Raw genomic sequence first — 16,875 nt, forward strand, 5'->3', positions numbered from 1 at the left:
TCTTCCCTGAGCTCTACAGGTGAGTCTACTTAGAACAACTGGATCGGGTTCACGATGTCCGCTGTGAGCGTGAGCAACATGTATGCGCCGCCGATCACGATCACCACGTAGGTAACCGGCATGAGCTTCATGTAATCCACCGGTCCACCGTTGGGCAGCCCCCGCTTGTGGCGGAAGAAGTTGCGGATTCGCTCGTACAGAGTGACCGCCATGTGGCCGCCGTCGAGAGGCAGCAAAGGCAGCAGATTGAAGATGCCGAGGAAGAAGTTCAGACTCGCCAACAGCAAGACGAAGACCGGCCACATGGACCGCTCGACCAACTGCCCGCCGATGACACTGGCGCCGACGACACTGATCGGAGTTTCCGGATCGCGCTCACCGCCGGTGACGGAGGTCCAGAGATCGGCAACCTTGCTCGGCATCTGCACCAGCCGGTGCGCGGTCTCGACGAACATGTCCCCGGTGAACGCGAACGACGCCGGAACCGCGGCAAGCGGGTTGTACTGGGTCGGATAGAACTGAGCGAGCTGAACACCGACTGCGCCCACCGTGGCCGACTCACGACCGGTCTCGGTGCCGTCGGACACCCAACGCTGCACCTGCTGAACCTGAACCGGGAACGTCAGCTCGGATCCATCACGCTCGACGACGAAATCAACTGTGCCGGAGAGCGGTTGGGTGGCCTTCACGACGTCGGTGAAGTCCGCGGTCGCGGTTCCGTCCACCGAAACGATGACGTCACCTTCGCGTATCCCGGCCACATACGCGGGACTCGGACCGGAACATTCGGGGTACGTCAGATCGTCGTTCTGGGTTGCCGTGACGCAGGGCATCTCGCCGACGAGCGCTGTGGTCGGCGGATTGAGGTTCGGCAATCCCCACCCGATCGCAAGGATGAAGATCAGCAGAAAGCCCAGGACGAAATTCATCCCGATGCCGCCCATCATGACCACGAGGCGTTTCCACGTCTTCTGCCGATACATCGCGCGCTCGATTTCGTCGGGCGCGAGTTCGTCGATCGCCGTCATACCTGCGATGTCACAGAAACCGCCCGCCGGAATCGCTTTCAATCCGTACTCGGTCTCGCCCCTGCGGAACGAAAAGACCTTGGGTCCGAACCCGATGAAGAACCGTCGGACCTTCATCCCGGTGGCGCGGGCGGTCCACATGTGCCCCGCCTCGTGCAGAGCGATCGACACAGTGATGCCCAGTGCGAAGAGGAGGACGCCGAATGCGAACACCATCGTTGGTTCAGTCCTTCTGGTTCAAGAGCGTGCGGGCCTGGCGGCGAGCCCAGGAGTCGGCTGCCAATACTTCGTCGACGCTGGTGGGGGTAGCGACCCACTCACCACTGCCATCGTCGACGACCTTCCTGACAGTGTCCACGATCTGCGGAAAGTCGATCCGTCCGGCGAGGAACGCTTCCGCCGCCACTTCGTTCGACGCGTTGTACACCGCGGTCATGCAGCCGCCGAGAATACCCGCCTCACGTGCGAGTTGAACCGCCGGGAACACTCGGTCGTCGAGAGGCTCGAAATCCCAGGTGAACGACGTGGTGAAGTCGATCGCTCGTGCTGCATCGCGAACTCTGTTCGGCCAGCCGAGAGCCAGCGCGATAGGTAAACGCATGTCCGGCGGGCTGGCCTGCGCGATGGTGGAGCCGTCGAAGAACGTGACCATGGAATGCACGATCGACTGACGGTGCACCGTCACGTCGATTCGGTCGTACGGCACTCCGAAAAGCAGGTGCGTTTCGATGAGTTCGAGGCCCTTGTTCACCAAGGTCGCGGAGTTGAGAGTATTCATCGGGCCCATCGACCACGTCGGATGGGCAGCTGCCTGCGCCGGTGTCACCGATTTCAACTCGACCTCCGACCACCCGCGGAACGGCCCGCCCGACGCGGTGAGGATCAGCCGCTCGACCTCTTCGGCGCGCCCTCCCCGCAGGCACTGAGCCAACGCCGAATGCTCCGAGTCGACCGGGACGATCTGCCCAGGTGCCGCTGCAGCCATCACGAGCTCACCACCTGCCACCAGCGACTCCTTGTTGGCGAGGGCCAACGTCGCGCCGGTCTTCAACGCAGCGAGAGTCGGCTCGAGGCCGCGGGATCCGACAAGGGCGTTCAACACGATGTCGGCAGAAGTCGACTCCACCAACTCGGTGACGGCCCGATCGCCGGTCAGTGTGTTCGGATGGTTCAGCTCGGCCCCCGCGGCGGAATCTGCCACCGCCACCGCGTCGACTCCGGTTTCTCTGATCTGCCGGCGGAGCAGTTCGATATTTCCGCCACCCGCAGCCAGTCCCACCACCTCGAACAAGTCGGGATTGGCACCGATGACGTCGAGCGCTTGAGTACCGATCGATCCGGTACTGCCGAGCAGGAGAACGCGCTTGGGAGAGTGGGACGACGGCTCGGCAGGTGTTCGAGGCTCTGGCACGGCATCCATTGTTCCTGATCGAGCCTGAGAGTCTCCTATGCGTACGCCCTACGTGGCAGGCTCGGATGTCATGAACCTCTCGTACGACGATGTGGGCGCTACCCGAGGCCGGCTGCCCGACGGCTTTCATCACATCGATCGACGCATCCCGATCGGAACCGGCCGGGGGGCATACGCGGCAGCAGTGACCGGTTTGATGAACTGGGACATGCACCGACGAGCCGGACTTCGCGTCGAATCCGACACCCGGACGGCCGAAGCCGATTCGACTGTGGTCCTGAAACTCGGTCCGGTACGAATCCCGTGCCAGGTTGTCTATGTGATCGACGAGGATCACCGAGCCGGGTTCGCATACGGAACGCTCGCCGGACACCCCGAGCAGGGCGAAGAGTGCTTCCTCGTCGAATTCGACGGAGACAGTGCGTTCGACGAGGACGATGCCGTCGTATACGCCCACATCCGTGCGTTCTCACGCCCCGGCAGATGGTTCACCAAAATCGGTGGACCAGTGGGACGCGGTGTTCAGCGCGTTTTCACCGACCGGTACATCGCTGCGCTGAAGCACCTCGCCCGTACCTAACCGCGTTGCGGCGGATGGTTGTCGATCCAATGACGTGCGATGTCGACGCGTCTGGCGATCCAGACCTTCTCGTGAGACTGCACATGATCCAGGAATCTCTCCAGCGCAGCGATGCGCGCCGGACGACCGACCAGGCGGCAGTGCAGCCCTATCGACAGCATCTTCGGCGCGCCGGCCGCACCCTCCGCGTACAGCACGTCGAACGCATCCCGGAGGTGCGCGAAGAACTCGTCACCGGTCGAGAACCCGCCGGGTGAGGAGAACCGCATGTCGTTGGTGTCGAGCGTGTAGGGAACGACGAGATGATCGACCGTCTCCGATCCGCGCTCCACACGCGTCCAATACGGCAAGTCGTCGGCGTAGGAATCGGAATCGTAGAGAAACCCACCATGCTCGACTACCAGCGAGCGAGTGTTGGGCGAGTCGCGACCGGTGTACCAGCCACGGGGTGCGCTGCCGGTCAAATCGGTCAGGATCTGCATCGCTTCGGCCATGTGTTCACGTTCGACGTGCTCGTCGATGAGCTGGTAGCTTAGCCACCGCAGACCGTGGCTCGCGATTTCGTGGCCCTGCTCGACGAACGCCGCGACGGCCTCCGGATTTCGCTGCATCGCGCGCGCGACGGCGAACACGGTCAGCGGAAGGCCACGACGCTCGAAGGCGCGAAGGACGCGCCACACACCGGCACGAGAGCCGTACTCGTACAGCGACTCCATGCTCATGTGTCGGTTCGGGAAGGCCTGCGCTCCGACCATCTCGGACAAGAACGTCTCGGACTTCGTGTCACCGTCGAGAACGTTGTTCTCCGAGCCCTCCTCGTAGTTGAGAACGAACTGGAGGGCGACATGGGCGCCGCCCGGCCACTTCGGATCCGGCGGTGTCGCACCGTACCCGACCATGTCGCGCGGGTACGGGACGGGAGGATGAGACAGTCGTTCCGGGGTCACGAAACGACAGTCTCCCAGCAATCGGCATTCTGCGCCCGATTCGCCGGCGACCGGTGGACCCTGGTGGCTACGACGGGCGGTCGTATGCAAATATTGTCCTCACCTACGTGCGCGCCGAGCCGACGGCGCGAGAACTACCCGAGAGGATCGACCGGTGGCACAAGCCGAGCTGAACCCCGCTTCGTACGACCCGGTCGAGTACACCCACGAGGACATCGCCGAGGTGCCGTCCGCCGAGTGGGGATGGAGCGGTGAATCGAACAAGGCAATGCGCGTGGCAGCGATCGTCATCGCCGCGTTCCTGCTCTTCATGATTCACGGCAATCACACCGGCCTGGTGGAAGATCTGTGGCTCGTCGGCTTCGCAGTCGCGCTCGTCGGCCTCGTGGTGCGCGACGTGATCGTGCGCCGCAAACCCCGCTAGCCACCTGCTGGCAGCAGGTCAGTTCTCGGCTGCCAGCTGGCCGCAGGCTGCGGCGATCTCCTGCCCACGAGTGTCGCGGACGGTGCACGTAACTCCCTGCGCGATCACTCTTCTGACGAACTCCCGCTCGACGTCCTTCGGGCTCGCGTCCCATTCGCTCCCCGGAGTCGGGTTCAGCGGAATCAAGTTCACGTGCACGCGCGACCCGAGCGCCTTGAGCAATTTCTTTCCGAGCAGGTCCGCGCGCCACGGTTGATCGTTGACGTTCTTGATCATGGCGTACTCGATCGAGACCCGTCGACCGGTCTGATCCGCGTAGTACCGTGCGGCAGACAGAACTTCCGCAATGGACCACCGGTTGTTCACTGGAACCAGGGTGTCGCGGAGCTCGTCGTCCGGTGTGTGAAGAGACACGGCCAACGTGACCGACAGACCTTCGTCGGCAAGTTTGCGGATCGCCGGAGCCAACCCGACCGTCGAGACCGTGACCGATCGTTGCGACAAACCGAGCCCGTCGGGCGCAGGAGAGACGATCTTTCGGACCGCGGCGACGACCCGTTTGTAGTTCGCCAGCGGCTCCCCCATACCCATGAACACGACGTTGGACAACCGGCCCTCGCCTCCAGCCACCGCACCGTCACGCATGTCGGCAGCCGCAGACCGGACCTGATCGACGATCTCGGCGGTCGTGAGATTGCGGTCGAGGCCGCCCTGGCCAGTGGCACAGAACGGGCAAGCCATCCCGCACCCCGCCTGGCTCGAGATGCACAACGTCGCGCGGTCGGGGTACCGCATCAAGACGCTCTCGAGCAACGTGCCGTCGTTGGCCTTCCAGAGCGTCTTTCGGGTGTCTCCGTCATCGCAGGCCAGATGCTTGATCGGCGTCAATAGCGTCGGGAAGAGATCCGCGCCCACCTTCTCGCGCACCGAAGCAGGCAGATCCGTCATGTTCGTGGTGTCGGCTTCGAGCCGACCGTAGTAGTGGCGTGCCAGCTGATCCGCGCGGTATGCAGGCAGTCCGAGCGCCTTGACGGCGGCCTTCAAACCGTCGCGGTCGAGGTCCGCGAGGTGGCGCGGCGGCATGCCGCGCTTACGATCCGCGAACACCAGCGGCAGCGACGGTCGACTCTTCGGCGCAGGGTTCTCCGCCGTGGTGTCATCGGCGGTGGCGTCGGGTGCAGTAGCGGAGTCACTCATAGTGCGTCCAGTGTCCCACTATCGAGCGATCTCTCCTATTCAGGAGCAACCGTCCCCGAAGTCCACCGGCTGTTTCCAGTTCGAATCGGAAGGGTAACCGAATCGACAACGGATACGCGTGCATTCGAGTCCCGCGTGCGAAAGGATCAGACAATGTCAACACCAGCAGGCGACAAGCGCGACGACTCGTTCGCCGATCCCACCGGGGTTCCCGCGACCTACGAGGATTCGGCACCGCCCGCGATCACGACGCCCGATTCCAGCGATCACAGTGCGCCGGATCCCGAAGCGGTGCGTGACACCAGGCCTCCCGCTGGGACGTCGCCGGACGGCATCGCCCACACCAGAGCCGCTGCCACCTGGACGGGATTGGTCGTCGGCGCGATCGTGCTGATCATTCTGTTGATCTTCATTCTGCAGAACCTGGACTCGGTCCCGGTCAGCATCTTCGTGTGGACCTTCGAGCTGCCACTCGGGGTCGGGATGCTTCTCGCTGCTATCGCGGGCGCACTGGTCATGGCACTTGCGGGCGGGGTGCGGATCCTGCAGATCCGACGCGCGGCGAAGCGAAAGTAGACACCGACCGGGGTGAACACTATGCACACAAGCTGGCGTCGTCGAACTGAATCGATAATGCTTCGGGGCGTGCCCGATCTCACCGCTAGGAGCCTGACGTGACCACTTTCATGGAAACCCCAGTGACATCCGGCGTGGCGCCCGAGCGCGCACGCTCGTGGCTGTTGGTACCGGCATCCAAGCCGGACACCTTTGCTGCGGCCGTCGAATCAGAGGTCGACGCTGTGATTCTCGACATCGAGGACGCCGTCGCGCCCAAAGCAAAGCCCGCCGCTCGCGACGCGGTCGTGGCCTGGCTCGAAGCCGGCAACTCGGCATGGGTTCGGATCAACGACGCGACCACCAGTTTCTGGGCCGACGATCTCGCGGCGTTGTCGGGGCTTCGTGGCCTCGCCGGCGTAATGCTGGCCAAGACCGAAAGCGGGAGCCAGGTGGAAGCCACCGCAGCGCGCCTCGCGCCCGGTACCCGCATTCTCGCCCTCGTCGAATCTGCCGTCGGGCTCGAAGCGGCACCGGAGATTGCTCGAGCCGACTCGACGTTCCGACTCGCCTTCGGCAGCGGCGACTTTCGTCGCGATACCGGCATGAGCGACGAGCCCCTCGCCATGGCATACCCGCGTTCACGTCTGGTCGTCTCGTCCCGGGCAGCCCGCCTGCCCGGCCCGATCGACGGGCCGACCCTCACCGCCAACGAGAGCATCCTTGCTCGCGACTCGGCGTTGACTCTGTCGATGGGGATGACGGGCAAGTTGTGCATGCACACCGAACAGGCCCCGACAGTCAACCGTGAACTCGCTCCCGCTCCGAGTGATGTGACCTGGGCCGACGAAGTCGTCGACGCTTTGGGCGCAGACGGCGCACACGTCAAAGATGGCAGTGACCTCCCCCGACTGGCGAAGGCGCTGAAGATCCGCGAGGCAGCCGAAGTGTTCGGGATTCACGCAGACTAGGTCAATTCAGTTCGAGTCCCAGTGGCTTACGACGCCAGTGGACTCGGTACCGCACATCGATCTCGAGGCCAGGGATGCTCCGCGCAGCCCTGGCCGCTGTGCGTTCGGTGAACTCGATGCCCAGTACCGAGCGCAATGTCGGACGATTCGGGAAACTCCACCGGGTATCGACGCGCTCGAGATCGAAACCCTGCGCTTCGAAGAACGACTCCACTGCCTCGCAGTTGTACTTCGGTAAGTCCAATCGCATCCAGTCTCCGTACGGTGACGCGGACACGTCCAGATCCACCACGACCAAGCAGCCTCCCGGACGGAGCACTCGCATGGCCTCGGTGATCCCAGGGCCACACCCGGCACCGAAGAAGTAGGCAGTTCTCGCGTGGACGACGTCGACCGACTCGTCGGGCAGAGGCAACGACTCGGCGTGCCCTGCCAGGACTTCGACATTGTCGAGTTCGGCGACCCTCCTCAGTGCGCCTCGTCGCAATGGCTCGTGCGGTTCGACGCCGATCACCCGCTCCGCTGTCACCGCGAAATCCGGGAGATGAAACCCAGTGCCACAGCCCACGTCGACGATGGTCTTGTCCTGGTACGGAGCGACTGCTCGTAGAACGCGAGGAATTCGTCCGTCGGGATCCTGCGCGCGATTCTCCGCCTCGTACACCCGTGGCCAGTGCCAGATGTTCGGACTCGGGATCGTGTGGGGGTCGCTCACAGCAGGATTGCGAAGACCAACCAGGCGACGAACGCCGACGGGAGCAGCGAGTCGAGGCGATCCATGATGCCGCCGTGACCGGGAAGCAGTGTCCCCATGTCCTTGATCCGCAGATCGCGCTTGACCTGGGATTCGATGAGATCCCCCAGAGTTCCGGTCACGACGAGGACTACGCCGAGAAGAATCCCGATCAGCGAGTTCGCTTCGAGGATCAAGGTGACCGTCAGCAAGCACCCGATGATGCAGAACAGCAAAGATCCGGCGAGTCCCTCCCAGGACTTCTTCGGACTGATTGCCGGAGCCATCGGGTGCTTCCCGAACAGCACACCGGCGATATACCCACCGATGTCGGAACATACGACCGCGATCAGGAAGACGAGGACCCGGCCGGCTCCGTTGTCGTCGAGAACCATCAGCACGGCGAACGACGCGAGCAGGGGCAGCCAACACGCGACCATGATCGTGACTGCCAGTTCGCGTAGATAGTTCTTCGGTGCCGAGCCGAGACCCTGCTGCAGCAGCAGCCAGACCATGCAGACCAGAACAGTGCCTGCGGTGGCGCTCAATACACCGGTGGTTCCCCACGGCCACCCGGACCAGATGATCGCTTGCCCGCCGACGATCAACGGAATGCGCGGGACGAGCACTCCTGCTTCACGGAGCCGTTTCGATACCTCGTACGTCGCCACGGCGAGCGCGACCGCGACGACACCGATCCACACCATCGGCGCGAACACCATGATGAGGATGAGGGATACGCCAAGGCCTGCGCCCACAGCGATCGCCGCGGGCAAGTTACGCCCGGCTTTTCCCTGTGACTTCACGGTGGCCGACCCGTCGGGCGCCGATGGGTCGGGTGCGGCAGACCCCAGTGGTCGTTCCGAACCCACCACGACGCTGTCTCCTTGCTTGATGTTCATACTCGGTTACGCAGGAGGATCAGACCTCCATCAAGTCGGCTTCCTTGCGCTTGACGAGCTCGTCGACGGAAGCCGTGTACTTCGCAGTGGTCTTGTCGAGCTCGTTCTCGGCCCGCACCACCTCGTCTTCGCCTGCCTCGCCGTCCTTCTGGATCCGCTTGAGCTCTTCCATCGTCTTACGCCGAACGTTGCGGATGGAGACTTTCGCGTCCTCACCCTTACCCTTGGCCTGCTTCACGAACTCACGACGTCGCTCCTCCGTCAACTGTGGCACGCCGATACGAATCAGGTTGCCGTCGTTGGTCGGGTTGACGCCCAGATCGGAATTGCGAATCGCAGTCTCGATGGGGCCCAGTTGCGATGCCTCGTACGGCTTGATGACGACGAGGCGAGCTTCTGGGACGTTGATGCTCGCGAGCTGGGTGATCGGGGTGAGAGCACCGTAGTACTCGACGACGATGCGGTTGAACATGCCGGGATTCGCTCGACCCGTTCGAATGGACGACAAGTCGTCGCGTGCGACGGTGACCGCCTTCTCCATTTTTTCTTCTGCGTCGAAGAGCGCTTCGTCGATCACGATCTGTCCTCCATCGTCCGTGCCGGTGTCACCGGCGTGTCCTCGTTCGTTTCTTCGTCATGCTCACGATGTGACCAGGGTTCCGATGCTTTCACCTGCCACTGCACGAGCAATGTTCCCCTGGGTCAACAGGTTGAACACCATGATCGGCATCTGATTGTCCATGCAGAGGCTGAATGCTGTCGCATCGGCAACCTTCAGACCCTTCTCGATCACCTGACGATGGGTGATGGTGTCGTACATGGTCGCGTTCGGGTCTTCCCTGGGATCGGCCGAGTACACGCCGTCGACTGCCTTGGCCATGAGCAGCACCTCGGCCCCGATCTCGAGCGCACGCTGAGCGGCGGTGGTGTCGGTGGAGAAGTACGGCATTCCCATGCCTGCGCCGAAGATGACGACGCGCCCCTTCTCCAGGTGTCGACGCGCACGCAGCGGGAGATACGGCTCGGCAACCTGCCCCATGGTGATGGCTGTCTGCACGCGTGTTGCGACGCCTTGTTTCTCCAGGAAGTCCTGCAGGGCGAGACAGTTCATGACCGTTCCGAGCATTCCCATGTAATCGGAACGTGAACGGTCCATGCCTCGCTGCTGCAGTTCTGCCCCGCGAAAGAAGTTGCCGCCGCCGATGACCACAGCCACCTGAACACCGGTGGCAACAACCTCGGCGATCTGCTCGGCTACGTTGTTGACGACATCGGGATCGAGGCCGACCTGGCCTCCTCCGAACATCTCACCACCCAGCTTGAGCATCACTCGCTTGAACCCGGGGCGGTCGGTGGCGGGATCGGTCATTGCTCTCCTCGGTTCTCGCCGTCTCGAATGCGCACGATTAATGGGCGCGCTGAGCACCCGTACCCTTATCCTGCCTTATCGACGCCGTCGCAGACGACACCGCCTGCGACACGCAAGATGCCGCCCGTTCGACTCGCGTCGGACGGGCGGCATCTTGTACAGCAGTCAGTAGCGGGCGATCAGCTCGCGCCGACCTCGAAGCGAGCGAAACGGGTCAGCTTCACGCCTGCTTCGTCCAGAATTGCCTTGACGGTCTTCTTGGAATCCTGCACCGACGACTGCTCGGTCAGCACGACATCCTTGAAGAAGCCGTTGACGCGGCCTTCGATGATCTTCGGCAATGCCTGCTCGGGCTTGCCTTCCTCGCGAGCAGTTTCCTCGGCGATTCGACGCTCGGAAGCGACGACATCCTCGGGAACCTCGTCACGAGTGACGTACTTGGCCTTCAGCGCTGCAACCTGCATTGCTGCGCCACGAGCAGCCTCGGCAGCCGCCTCGCCGTCACCGGTGTACTCGACGAGCACGCCGACTGCGGGCGGAAGGTCTGCGCTGCGCTTGTGCAGGTACGTGGCGACGGGTCCGTCGAAGGACACGACACGACGAATCTCGAGCTTTTCGCCGATCTTCGCCGAGAGCTCCTGCAGTGCGGTGTCGACAGTCTTGCCGTTCAGGTCGAGCGCCTTGAGAGCGTCGACGTCGGCAGGCTTGCCCTCGGCTGCAACTGCTGCGACCGAATCGGCGAAGGTCTGAAACTCTTCGTTCTTGGCCACGAAGTCGGTCTCGGAATTGATTTCGACCAGAACGCCACCCTTGGCGACGACGAGGCCTTCGGCGGTGGACCGCTCGGCTCGCTTGCCGACGTCCTTCGCGCCCTTGATGCGAAGCTGCTCGACGGCCTTGTCGAAGTCACCGTCGGATTCGGCGAGTGCGTTCTTGCAGTCCATCATTCCGGAGCCGGTGAGCTCCCGGAGCCGCTTGACGTCAGCGGCAGTGTAATTCGCCATGGTGTGCGAGCCTCCTGAAAATGCTGTGGGTGGGCAAAGCATGCAAAAAGGTCGGTGCCGCAGAAAGGTCCCGACCGGATCGATTCACTCCGGTCGGGACCCCCTGAATCAAGCCTGCGTTGCTGGTGCTTCCGCGGCGGGTGCGTCTTCTGCAGCGGGAGCCTCTGCTGCGGGAGCCTCCGTGGCGGGAGCTTCTGCTGCTGCTTCCGTGGTGGCCTCGGCAGCGGGTGACGCCTGTGCGAGCTGTTCGAGCTCCCATTCGGCGAGCGGCTCGCCTGCGCCGACCTCGGGCTTGGCGTCGGACGCGGTGTTGAGACCCGCACGAGCCTGGACGCCCTCGGCGACGGCTGATGCGACAACCTTTGTCAGCAGTGCAGCCGAACGGATTGCATCGTCGTTACCCGGGATCGGGTAGTCGACGACATCGGGGTCGCAGTTGGTGTCGAGGATCGCGATGACCGGGATCTTCAGCTTGCGAGCTTCGCCGACGGCGATGTGCTCTTTGTTGGTGTCGACGATCCAGATGGCCGACGGAACCTTGGCCATGTCGCGGATACCACCGAGGGTGCGGTCCAGCTTGGTCATCTCACGCGTGAGCATGAGGATTTCCTTCTTGGTGCGTCCCTCGAAGCCGCCGGTCTGCTCCATTGCCTCGAGCTCCTTGAGGCGGAGCAGACGCTTGTGGACCGTCTGGAAGTTGGTGAGCATGCCACCGAGCCAGCGCTGGTTCACGTAGGGCATTCCCACGCGAGTTGCCTCAGCGGCGATGGACTCCTGCGCCTGCTTCTTGGTGCCGACGAACAGAACCGTGCCACCGTGGGCGACGGTCTCCTTGACGAACTCGTATGCCTTGTCGATGAAGGTCAGAGTCTGCTGCAAGTCGATGATGTAGATGCCGTTGCGGTCGGTGAAGATGAACCGCTTCATCTTCGGGTTCCAGCGACGAGTCTGGTGTCCGAAGTGGGTGCCGCTGTCGAGCAGCTGCTTCATGGTTACTACAGCCATAGCTGAATAACTCGCTTTCGATTGCCGGTTGACACAGGGTGTCGTATGACCCCTGCCCTGGCGTCCGCTGATTGCCGGACCCACATGAGCTGCACATGGGACCGCCGGCAACCGGTCACCGAGCGGTACCATCCGAAGACGGGCACACAGTTACGCGGACGCGCGAAGTCGACCTGTGCAGGCACAGGTCGCTCCAACAGTGTACGACGTTGCTTCCCCAGCACATAACCAGGCCCATCCGTCAAGACCTCGGGCCGCGTGTGGATGAATCCGATCTTTCTCCACAGATCGGATTCAAGCGGAAGAAATCGGACCGTCCACGGGGATGCTGAGACGATGAGATTTCTCGTCACATGCCTGTGCGGTGCGCTCGCTGTCGCGATTCTGCTCGCGCCCCCAGCCCGTGCCCAGACGCCGTTCGTATGGCCGCTCGAACCGAGGCCGCTCGTCGTACGGCCCTTCGATCCACCCGAGCACGAGTGGCTGCCCGGGCACCGAGGGGTCGACCTGGCGGGCCGCGAGGGTCAAGGCATTCGAGCCGCAGGCGACGGCGTCGTGGTCTTCGCCGGAATTGTCGCAACCAAACCTGTTGTGTCCGTGGACCATCCGAACGGACTACGCACGACGTACGAACCTGTCGTCGGGTCGGTCGCGCCGGGCTCACGAGTCCGAGCAGGCGACCTCATCGGCACCCTGACTCCCGGTCACACGGGATGTGCCACGCCGTGCCTGCACTGGGGCGTCCGGCGCGACCGAACCTATCTCGACCCTTTGGCGTTGATGCGGACGACGCCCATTCGGCTCAAGCCGCTGACTCCCAGTTGACCTAGCGCCAGCTCGCCCCGGAGTGGCGCCCCGAGGCTGCGGGGAAATCGTCGGCGACCATGGCAGCCAGCTCGACGAACGCCGCCCTCGTCTGCGGTCGCAGCAGTTCGAGATCCACGACTGCTCCTTCTGCCAAGTGCTCGTCGAAGGGCACGACGAGCACGGCCCTGCAGCGCTCGAGGAAGTGCTGCGTGAGCAGATTCATGTCGACTGCCGACGAACCCGGACGGACGGAGCTGATGACGACCACCGTCCGCTCGACCAGGTGTCCGTACCCGTGCAGCTGCAGCCAGTCCAGAGTCGCGGCCGCGCTCCGCGCGCCGTCCACCGCGGGCGACGAGACAAGCACCAGAGCATTGGCCAACTGCAGCACGCCGTTCATCGCCGAGTGCATGATGCCGGTGCCGCAGTCGGTCAGGATCAGGTTGTAGTAGACCTGCAGCATTTCGATGACTGCGCGATAGTCCTGCTCGCCGAACATTTCCGACGCCGCCGGATCCCGCTCCCCGGCAAGCACTTCCAGCCTGCTCGGCGCCTGCGAGGTATGCGCCCTGATGTCGGAATATCGGCGAATGTTGTCGGCGTCTGCCAGCAAGTCGCGGACAGTGGACGAAGTCTGATTCGGGACCCGCTCGCCCAGCGTGCCGAAATCGGGGTTCGCATCGACGGCGATGACACAGTCACCGCGGAGCGATGCGAAGGTCGAACCGAGCCCCAGAGTCGTCGTGGTCTTGCCGACGCCGCCTTTGAGTGACAGAAACGCTATCCGGTAGTCGCCGAGGACCGGTTGACGAATCCGCTCGACCTGATTGCGATACCGCTCCTCCGCCGTCGACTCACCAGGATTGATGACTCCCCCGGTGAGCCGGTGCACGCCACGACGCCACCCGGACGTCGATGCGCGCTTCGGTCGTCGAAGCAAGCTGTCGGGCGCTAGATCCTGGCTTGTGGGCTGGTAGCGAGGGTCGTTCAGGTGTTGCTGCGCGGGGCCGCTCGCCCACGGCGGTGTCCACTCTTCCGCCGGTGGCGGTGGACCTGGCTCTGCCGGGGGCGTGTACCGCGGCGGGGGCTGACGATCGGTTCCCCGCGGGGTTTGCCAAGGCGGAGACTGACGGTCACCGTTCATCGATGCTCCGGTGTTCCTGACAGGTTCGATGGGCGTTGTGCTCGGACGCGACGGCTGAGTCGAGCCGGGCTGGGCACGGATCGACCACGCGGCCGACGTTCCGTGCGGATGCTCGCGGCCCACGGTCCCCCCGTATCCGGATTTCGGCGACGAACTTCGACTTCACTCCCCGTGAAGCCCAAAATTCTTCGCATGCGGTTTGTTTCCCACGACGCTACCAAACACTGGCGAATCAGCACGTGGCACGGGTCATGCCCGCGGATGTGCGCGGTCGTGCACAGCGCGCAAACGATCTACGGAGACATGGGTGTAGATCTGGGTTGTCGCCAGCGAGGAGTGACCGAGCAATTCCTGGACCACGCGGAGGTCGGCGCCGCCTTCTAGAAGATGGGTTGCCGCCGAGTGACGAAGTCCGTGCGGACCGAGGTCCGGGGCGCCTGGAACAGAGGCAAGCACCTCGTGCACAGCGGTGCGAGCCTGCCTCGGGTCGAGGCGCCCACCCCGCCGTCCCAGGAACAAGGCCGACCCCGACCGATCACACACCAACTTCGGACGGCCGAATGTCGTCCAGACGTCCAGAGCCTGTGCGGCAGGACCGCCGTACGGAGAGGACCTCTCTTTGTCACCCTTTCCGACGACGCGCACCACGCGCCTCTCGGTGTCGACATCGTCGACGTCGAGGCCACACAGCTCACTCACCCGTATCCCGGTTGCGTACAGCATCTCCACCACGAGTCGGTCTCGCACCGCAATCGGATCGAGTTCTCGCGCCCCCAGCTCCGCCCACGACATCGCCTCCGCCGCCTGGTTCTGTTTCAGTACCCCGGGCAACGTCCGCCGAGCTCGCGGGGCCGACAGCCGAAGCGACGGATCGGTGGCGATCCGCCCGCTCCGCTGCAGCCACGCGGTGAATGTCCGTGCCGACGACGTTCGACGCGCCATCGATGTTCGCGCCGACCCATCGCGTGCCTGCTTGGCCAGCCATGATCGGAGGACACGCAGGTCGAGCGCATCGAGGCTCGCCGAGCCATTCGTATCCGCGAGATGCCGGAGCAACGACTCCGCGTCCCGCAGGTACGCGCGGACAGTGTGCGCCGAGAATCCGCGCCCCAGGGTGAGGTGCTCGGAGTAGTCCTCGAGATGCACCGTCACGGTGGGTTCAAGCGCGTCGACCATGCACACAGCCTTGCCCGCGGCACACGCAACGGCAAGCCTGACGCGCCCGACACCGGCACTCGGAATGGGATCGATCAGGCCCCGGAGACCGATTCGGCTTCGGCGAGCTCACGCTTCCACACTCGGAAGTTCTCCTCCGTCCGGCCACGACGCCAGTACCCCGAGATCGACGCCCATTCCGCCGGAACGCCTCGTTCCTTTCGGATGTAGCCACGGAGGTTGTGCATCACGGCCTGAGCCTCGCCGTGAATGAAAACCTGAGCTTGGCCCGGCAGCCATTCTGTCTCGCGAACGGCCGCGATCAACGGCGCATTGTCTCCTGCTTTGTCCTCGCCGATCGTGTTGGACGGCGCCCCACGATGAATCCAGTGAACGTCCACGACGGCGAGGGTCTCGAGGTATATCTCGTCCTTGCGGTCCGAGATCTCGATGAACACCTTCGCTATCGCATCCTCGGGAAGTGACTCGACTGCGGCGGCAATTGCCGGGATAGCGGACTCGTCACCGGCGAACAAGTGCCAGTCCGCATCCGGTCGCGGAGAGTAGGCCCCCGACGGCCCGTACATACTGATCTCCTCGCCCGGCTCGACGCGTGCAGCCCACGGTCCGGCGACCCCTTCGTCCCCGTGGACGACGAAGTCGATGGCGATTTCTCGTGCTGCGGCATCGACGGATCGGACCGTGTAGGTGCGCTTGATCTCATCGTCGCCGGAACCGAAGATCAGCTTTACGTACGAATCGGTGTACTCCGTCGGTTGGAAGTCCGCGAACCCCGGACCTCCGAGGTACACCCGTTGCATATGAGGCGTCAGTTCCTCGGTCCGGAGGACGGTCAGCGTTGTTGTGCTTCGTGCCACGTAGTTCAGCCTTTCCGAGCTGTCACGACTGAGAGTGAGCTGGATGCCACCCAGTAAGTGTTACCTAAATAGGCTACCGGCATCCCGACTGCAGTGGTGGGCCGCTCAGCTCAGAAACCCTCCGTGTTCCCCATATCCCGCCGAGCGATATCCAAGAAGTCGCTTGATACATACCCCGGTTCACTGTCGTTCGGATCGATGGCCGAGTCGGGATAGCGCTCCCGCTGAACGAGAGACAGAACGTCGTCGACGTTCTGTCCAGGATTGGCCTCGAGCGAGGCGATCGTGTCGGCAACCAACGAAAGATACTCTCGCAACGACGCCTCGAGGGCGTGCACGAAGTCGTACATTTCCGGCGACGCCAGCATCTCGACCTGTGGAACCACGGAGTAGTACTCGACCACTGCGTCATGTGCGGCATCCGACGCCGAGTCTCGAGCCGATGCGTCACCGTCTGCCCGGAAAGTGTCGAGATGGTCCTTCTGGGTGAGGAACATGCGCTGTGCGGCGGTATCGAACCTGGAGTACGCGTCTTGACGCTGCGCACGAAGAAAAGACCGAGTCTGGTTCCGGTCGTAATTTTCGGCATTGATACGTGCCGTCGTGATGGCGGTGTCGTTTGCCCGGCTGTTCGTGATCACTCCGACAACGGACGCCGAGACAATTGCCGCCACCGAGATCACGAGAGTGAACCAAGTGGTCAGGTGTGCGGCGCGGCCGTCTGCACCAGCCTGCGGACCCTCATCTACTGCCAACTGGGCTCCC

Annotated in this window: 19 protein-coding genes; 5 read left to right on the forward strand and 14 right to left on the reverse strand. The window is 63.5% G+C overall.

Annotated elements, in window-relative coordinates; all coding sequences use genetic code 11:
* Window positions 1-29: 29 nt before the first annotated feature.
* Both ACODSO_RS07340 and dxr read right to left on the reverse strand, forming a co-directional pair.
* The gene (locus ACODSO_RS07340) at window positions 30-1,244 is read right to left on the reverse strand and encodes a M50 family metallopeptidase (RefSeq protein ID WP_489036116.1); all 1,215 of its coding nucleotides are present in this window, start codon (window positions 1,242-1,244) and stop codon (window positions 30-32) included.
* 7 nt (window positions 1,245-1,251) lie between these two features.
* Window positions 1,252-2,448 (reverse strand): 1-deoxy-D-xylulose-5-phosphate reductoisomerase, encoded by a 1,197-nt coding sequence (gene dxr / locus ACODSO_RS07345; RefSeq protein ID WP_489036117.1) that lies wholly within the window; start codon window positions 2,446-2,448, stop codon window positions 1,252-1,254.
* A 28-nt stretch (window positions 2,449-2,476) separates the two neighbouring features.
* Between dxr and ACODSO_RS07350 the strand changes: the two genes are divergently transcribed.
* Window positions 2,477-3,019 (forward strand): DUF1990 domain-containing protein, encoded by a 543-nt coding sequence (locus ACODSO_RS07350; protein WP_489036119.1) that lies wholly within the window; start codon window positions 2,477-2,479, stop codon window positions 3,017-3,019.
* Here ACODSO_RS07350 and puuE read toward each other — a convergent pair.
* Window positions 3,016-3,918 (reverse strand): allantoinase PuuE, encoded by a 903-nt coding sequence (gene puuE / locus ACODSO_RS07355; RefSeq protein WP_489036179.1) that lies wholly within the window; start codon window positions 3,916-3,918, stop codon window positions 3,016-3,018. The two genes, ACODSO_RS07350 and puuE, sit on opposite strands and share 4 nt — an antisense overlap.
* 202 nt (window positions 3,919-4,120) lie before the next feature.
* On the opposite strand from puuE, the gene ACODSO_RS07360 reads away from it, so the two are divergent.
* The gene (locus ACODSO_RS07360; protein WP_489036121.1) at window positions 4,121-4,390 is read left to right on the forward strand and encodes a DUF2631 domain-containing protein; all 270 of its coding nucleotides are present in this window, start codon (window positions 4,121-4,123) and stop codon (window positions 4,388-4,390) included.
* An 18-nt stretch (window positions 4,391-4,408) separates the two neighbouring features.
* Here ACODSO_RS07360 and rlmN read toward each other — a convergent pair whose 3' ends face one another.
* Window positions 4,409-5,473, reverse strand: coding sequence for a dual-specificity RNA methyltransferase RlmN (gene rlmN, locus ACODSO_RS07365; protein ID WP_068375519.1), 1,065 nt, complete (start codon window positions 5,471-5,473; stop codon window positions 4,409-4,411).
* 267 nt (window positions 5,474-5,740) lie between these two features.
* On the opposite strand from rlmN, the gene ACODSO_RS07370 reads away from it, so the two are divergent.
* A complete protein-coding gene (locus tag ACODSO_RS07370; protein WP_489036122.1) occupies window positions 5,741-6,163 on the forward strand; it encodes a LapA family protein in 423 nt (140 codons plus the stop codon).
* Between the two features lie 98 nt (window positions 6,164-6,261).
* Complete coding sequence (locus ACODSO_RS07375) at window positions 6,262-7,113, forward strand: HpcH/HpaI aldolase/citrate lyase family protein (RefSeq protein WP_489036123.1); 852 nt, start codon at window positions 6,262-6,264, stop codon at window positions 7,111-7,113.
* A 1-nt stretch (window position 7,114) separates the two neighbouring features.
* On the opposite strand, the gene ACODSO_RS07380 is transcribed toward ACODSO_RS07375, so the two are convergent.
* The 6 genes from ACODSO_RS07380 to rpsB all read right to left on the reverse strand — a co-directional run bounded on the left by ACODSO_RS07380 (window position 7,115) and on the right by rpsB (window position 12,126).
* Window positions 7,115-7,828, reverse strand: a complete 714-nt coding sequence (locus ACODSO_RS07380; protein ID WP_489036124.1) for a class I SAM-dependent methyltransferase — start codon at window positions 7,826-7,828, stop codon at window positions 7,115-7,117.
* Window positions 7,825-8,748 carry a phosphatidate cytidylyltransferase gene (locus ACODSO_RS07385; RefSeq protein ID WP_489036125.1) on the reverse strand — a complete coding sequence of 308 codons (924 nt, stop codon included), beginning with the start codon at window positions 8,746-8,748 and terminating at the stop codon, window positions 7,825-7,827. The genes ACODSO_RS07380 and ACODSO_RS07385 overlap by 4 nt, the downstream gene beginning before the upstream one ends.
* 19 nt (window positions 8,749-8,767) lie before the next feature.
* Window positions 8,768-9,325: a ribosome recycling factor gene (gene frr / locus ACODSO_RS07390; protein ID WP_068375486.1), complete on the reverse strand. Its 558-nt coding sequence runs from the start codon at window positions 9,323-9,325 to the stop codon at window positions 8,768-8,770.
* A 63-nt stretch (window positions 9,326-9,388) separates the two neighbouring features.
* A complete protein-coding gene (gene pyrH / locus ACODSO_RS07395; protein WP_068375483.1) occupies window positions 9,389-10,117 on the reverse strand; it encodes a UMP kinase in 729 nt (242 codons plus the stop codon).
* A 179-nt stretch (window positions 10,118-10,296) separates the two neighbouring features.
* Window positions 10,297-11,121 carry a translation elongation factor Ts gene (gene tsf, locus ACODSO_RS07400; RefSeq protein WP_068375481.1) on the reverse strand — a complete coding sequence of 275 codons (825 nt, stop codon included), beginning with the start codon at window positions 11,119-11,121 and terminating at the stop codon, window positions 10,297-10,299.
* Between the two features lie 108 nt (window positions 11,122-11,229).
* Window positions 11,230-12,126, reverse strand: coding sequence for a 30S ribosomal protein S2 (gene rpsB, locus ACODSO_RS07405; RefSeq protein WP_489036127.1), 897 nt, complete (start codon window positions 12,124-12,126; stop codon window positions 11,230-11,232).
* 336 nt (window positions 12,127-12,462) lie between these two features.
* Between rpsB and ACODSO_RS07410 the strand changes: the two genes are divergently transcribed.
* Window positions 12,463-12,951: a M23 family metallopeptidase gene (locus tag ACODSO_RS07410; RefSeq protein ID WP_489036129.1), complete on the forward strand. Its 489-nt coding sequence runs from the start codon at window positions 12,463-12,465 to the stop codon at window positions 12,949-12,951.
* A 1-nt stretch (window position 12,952) separates the two neighbouring features.
* On the opposite strand, the gene ACODSO_RS07415 is transcribed toward ACODSO_RS07410, so the two are convergent.
* The 4 genes from ACODSO_RS07415 to ACODSO_RS07430 all read right to left on the reverse strand — a co-directional run bounded on the left by ACODSO_RS07415 (window position 12,953) and on the right by ACODSO_RS07430 (window position 16,865).
* On the reverse strand, window positions 12,953-14,200 hold the full coding sequence (locus ACODSO_RS07415; protein WP_489036131.1) for a MinD/ParA family ATP-binding protein: 1,248 nt from the start codon (window positions 14,198-14,200) through the stop codon (window positions 12,953-12,955).
* A gap of 126 nt (window positions 14,201-14,326) precedes the next feature.
* Window positions 14,327-15,253, reverse strand: a complete 927-nt coding sequence (locus tag ACODSO_RS07420; RefSeq protein WP_489036132.1) for a tyrosine recombinase XerC — start codon at window positions 15,251-15,253, stop codon at window positions 14,327-14,329.
* A gap of 74 nt (window positions 15,254-15,327) precedes the next feature.
* Window positions 15,328-16,110, reverse strand: coding sequence for a siderophore-interacting protein (locus ACODSO_RS07425; protein WP_489036134.1), 783 nt, complete (start codon window positions 16,108-16,110; stop codon window positions 15,328-15,330).
* A 110-nt stretch (window positions 16,111-16,220) separates the two neighbouring features.
* Entirely contained in the window at window positions 16,221-16,865 is a 645-nt protein-coding gene (locus tag ACODSO_RS07430) for a hypothetical protein (RefSeq protein ID WP_489036135.1), read from the reverse strand.
* Window positions 16,866-16,875: the final 10 nt, after the last annotated feature.

The sequence above is a fragment of the Rhodococcus sp. FG69 genome (assembly GCF_057808915.1).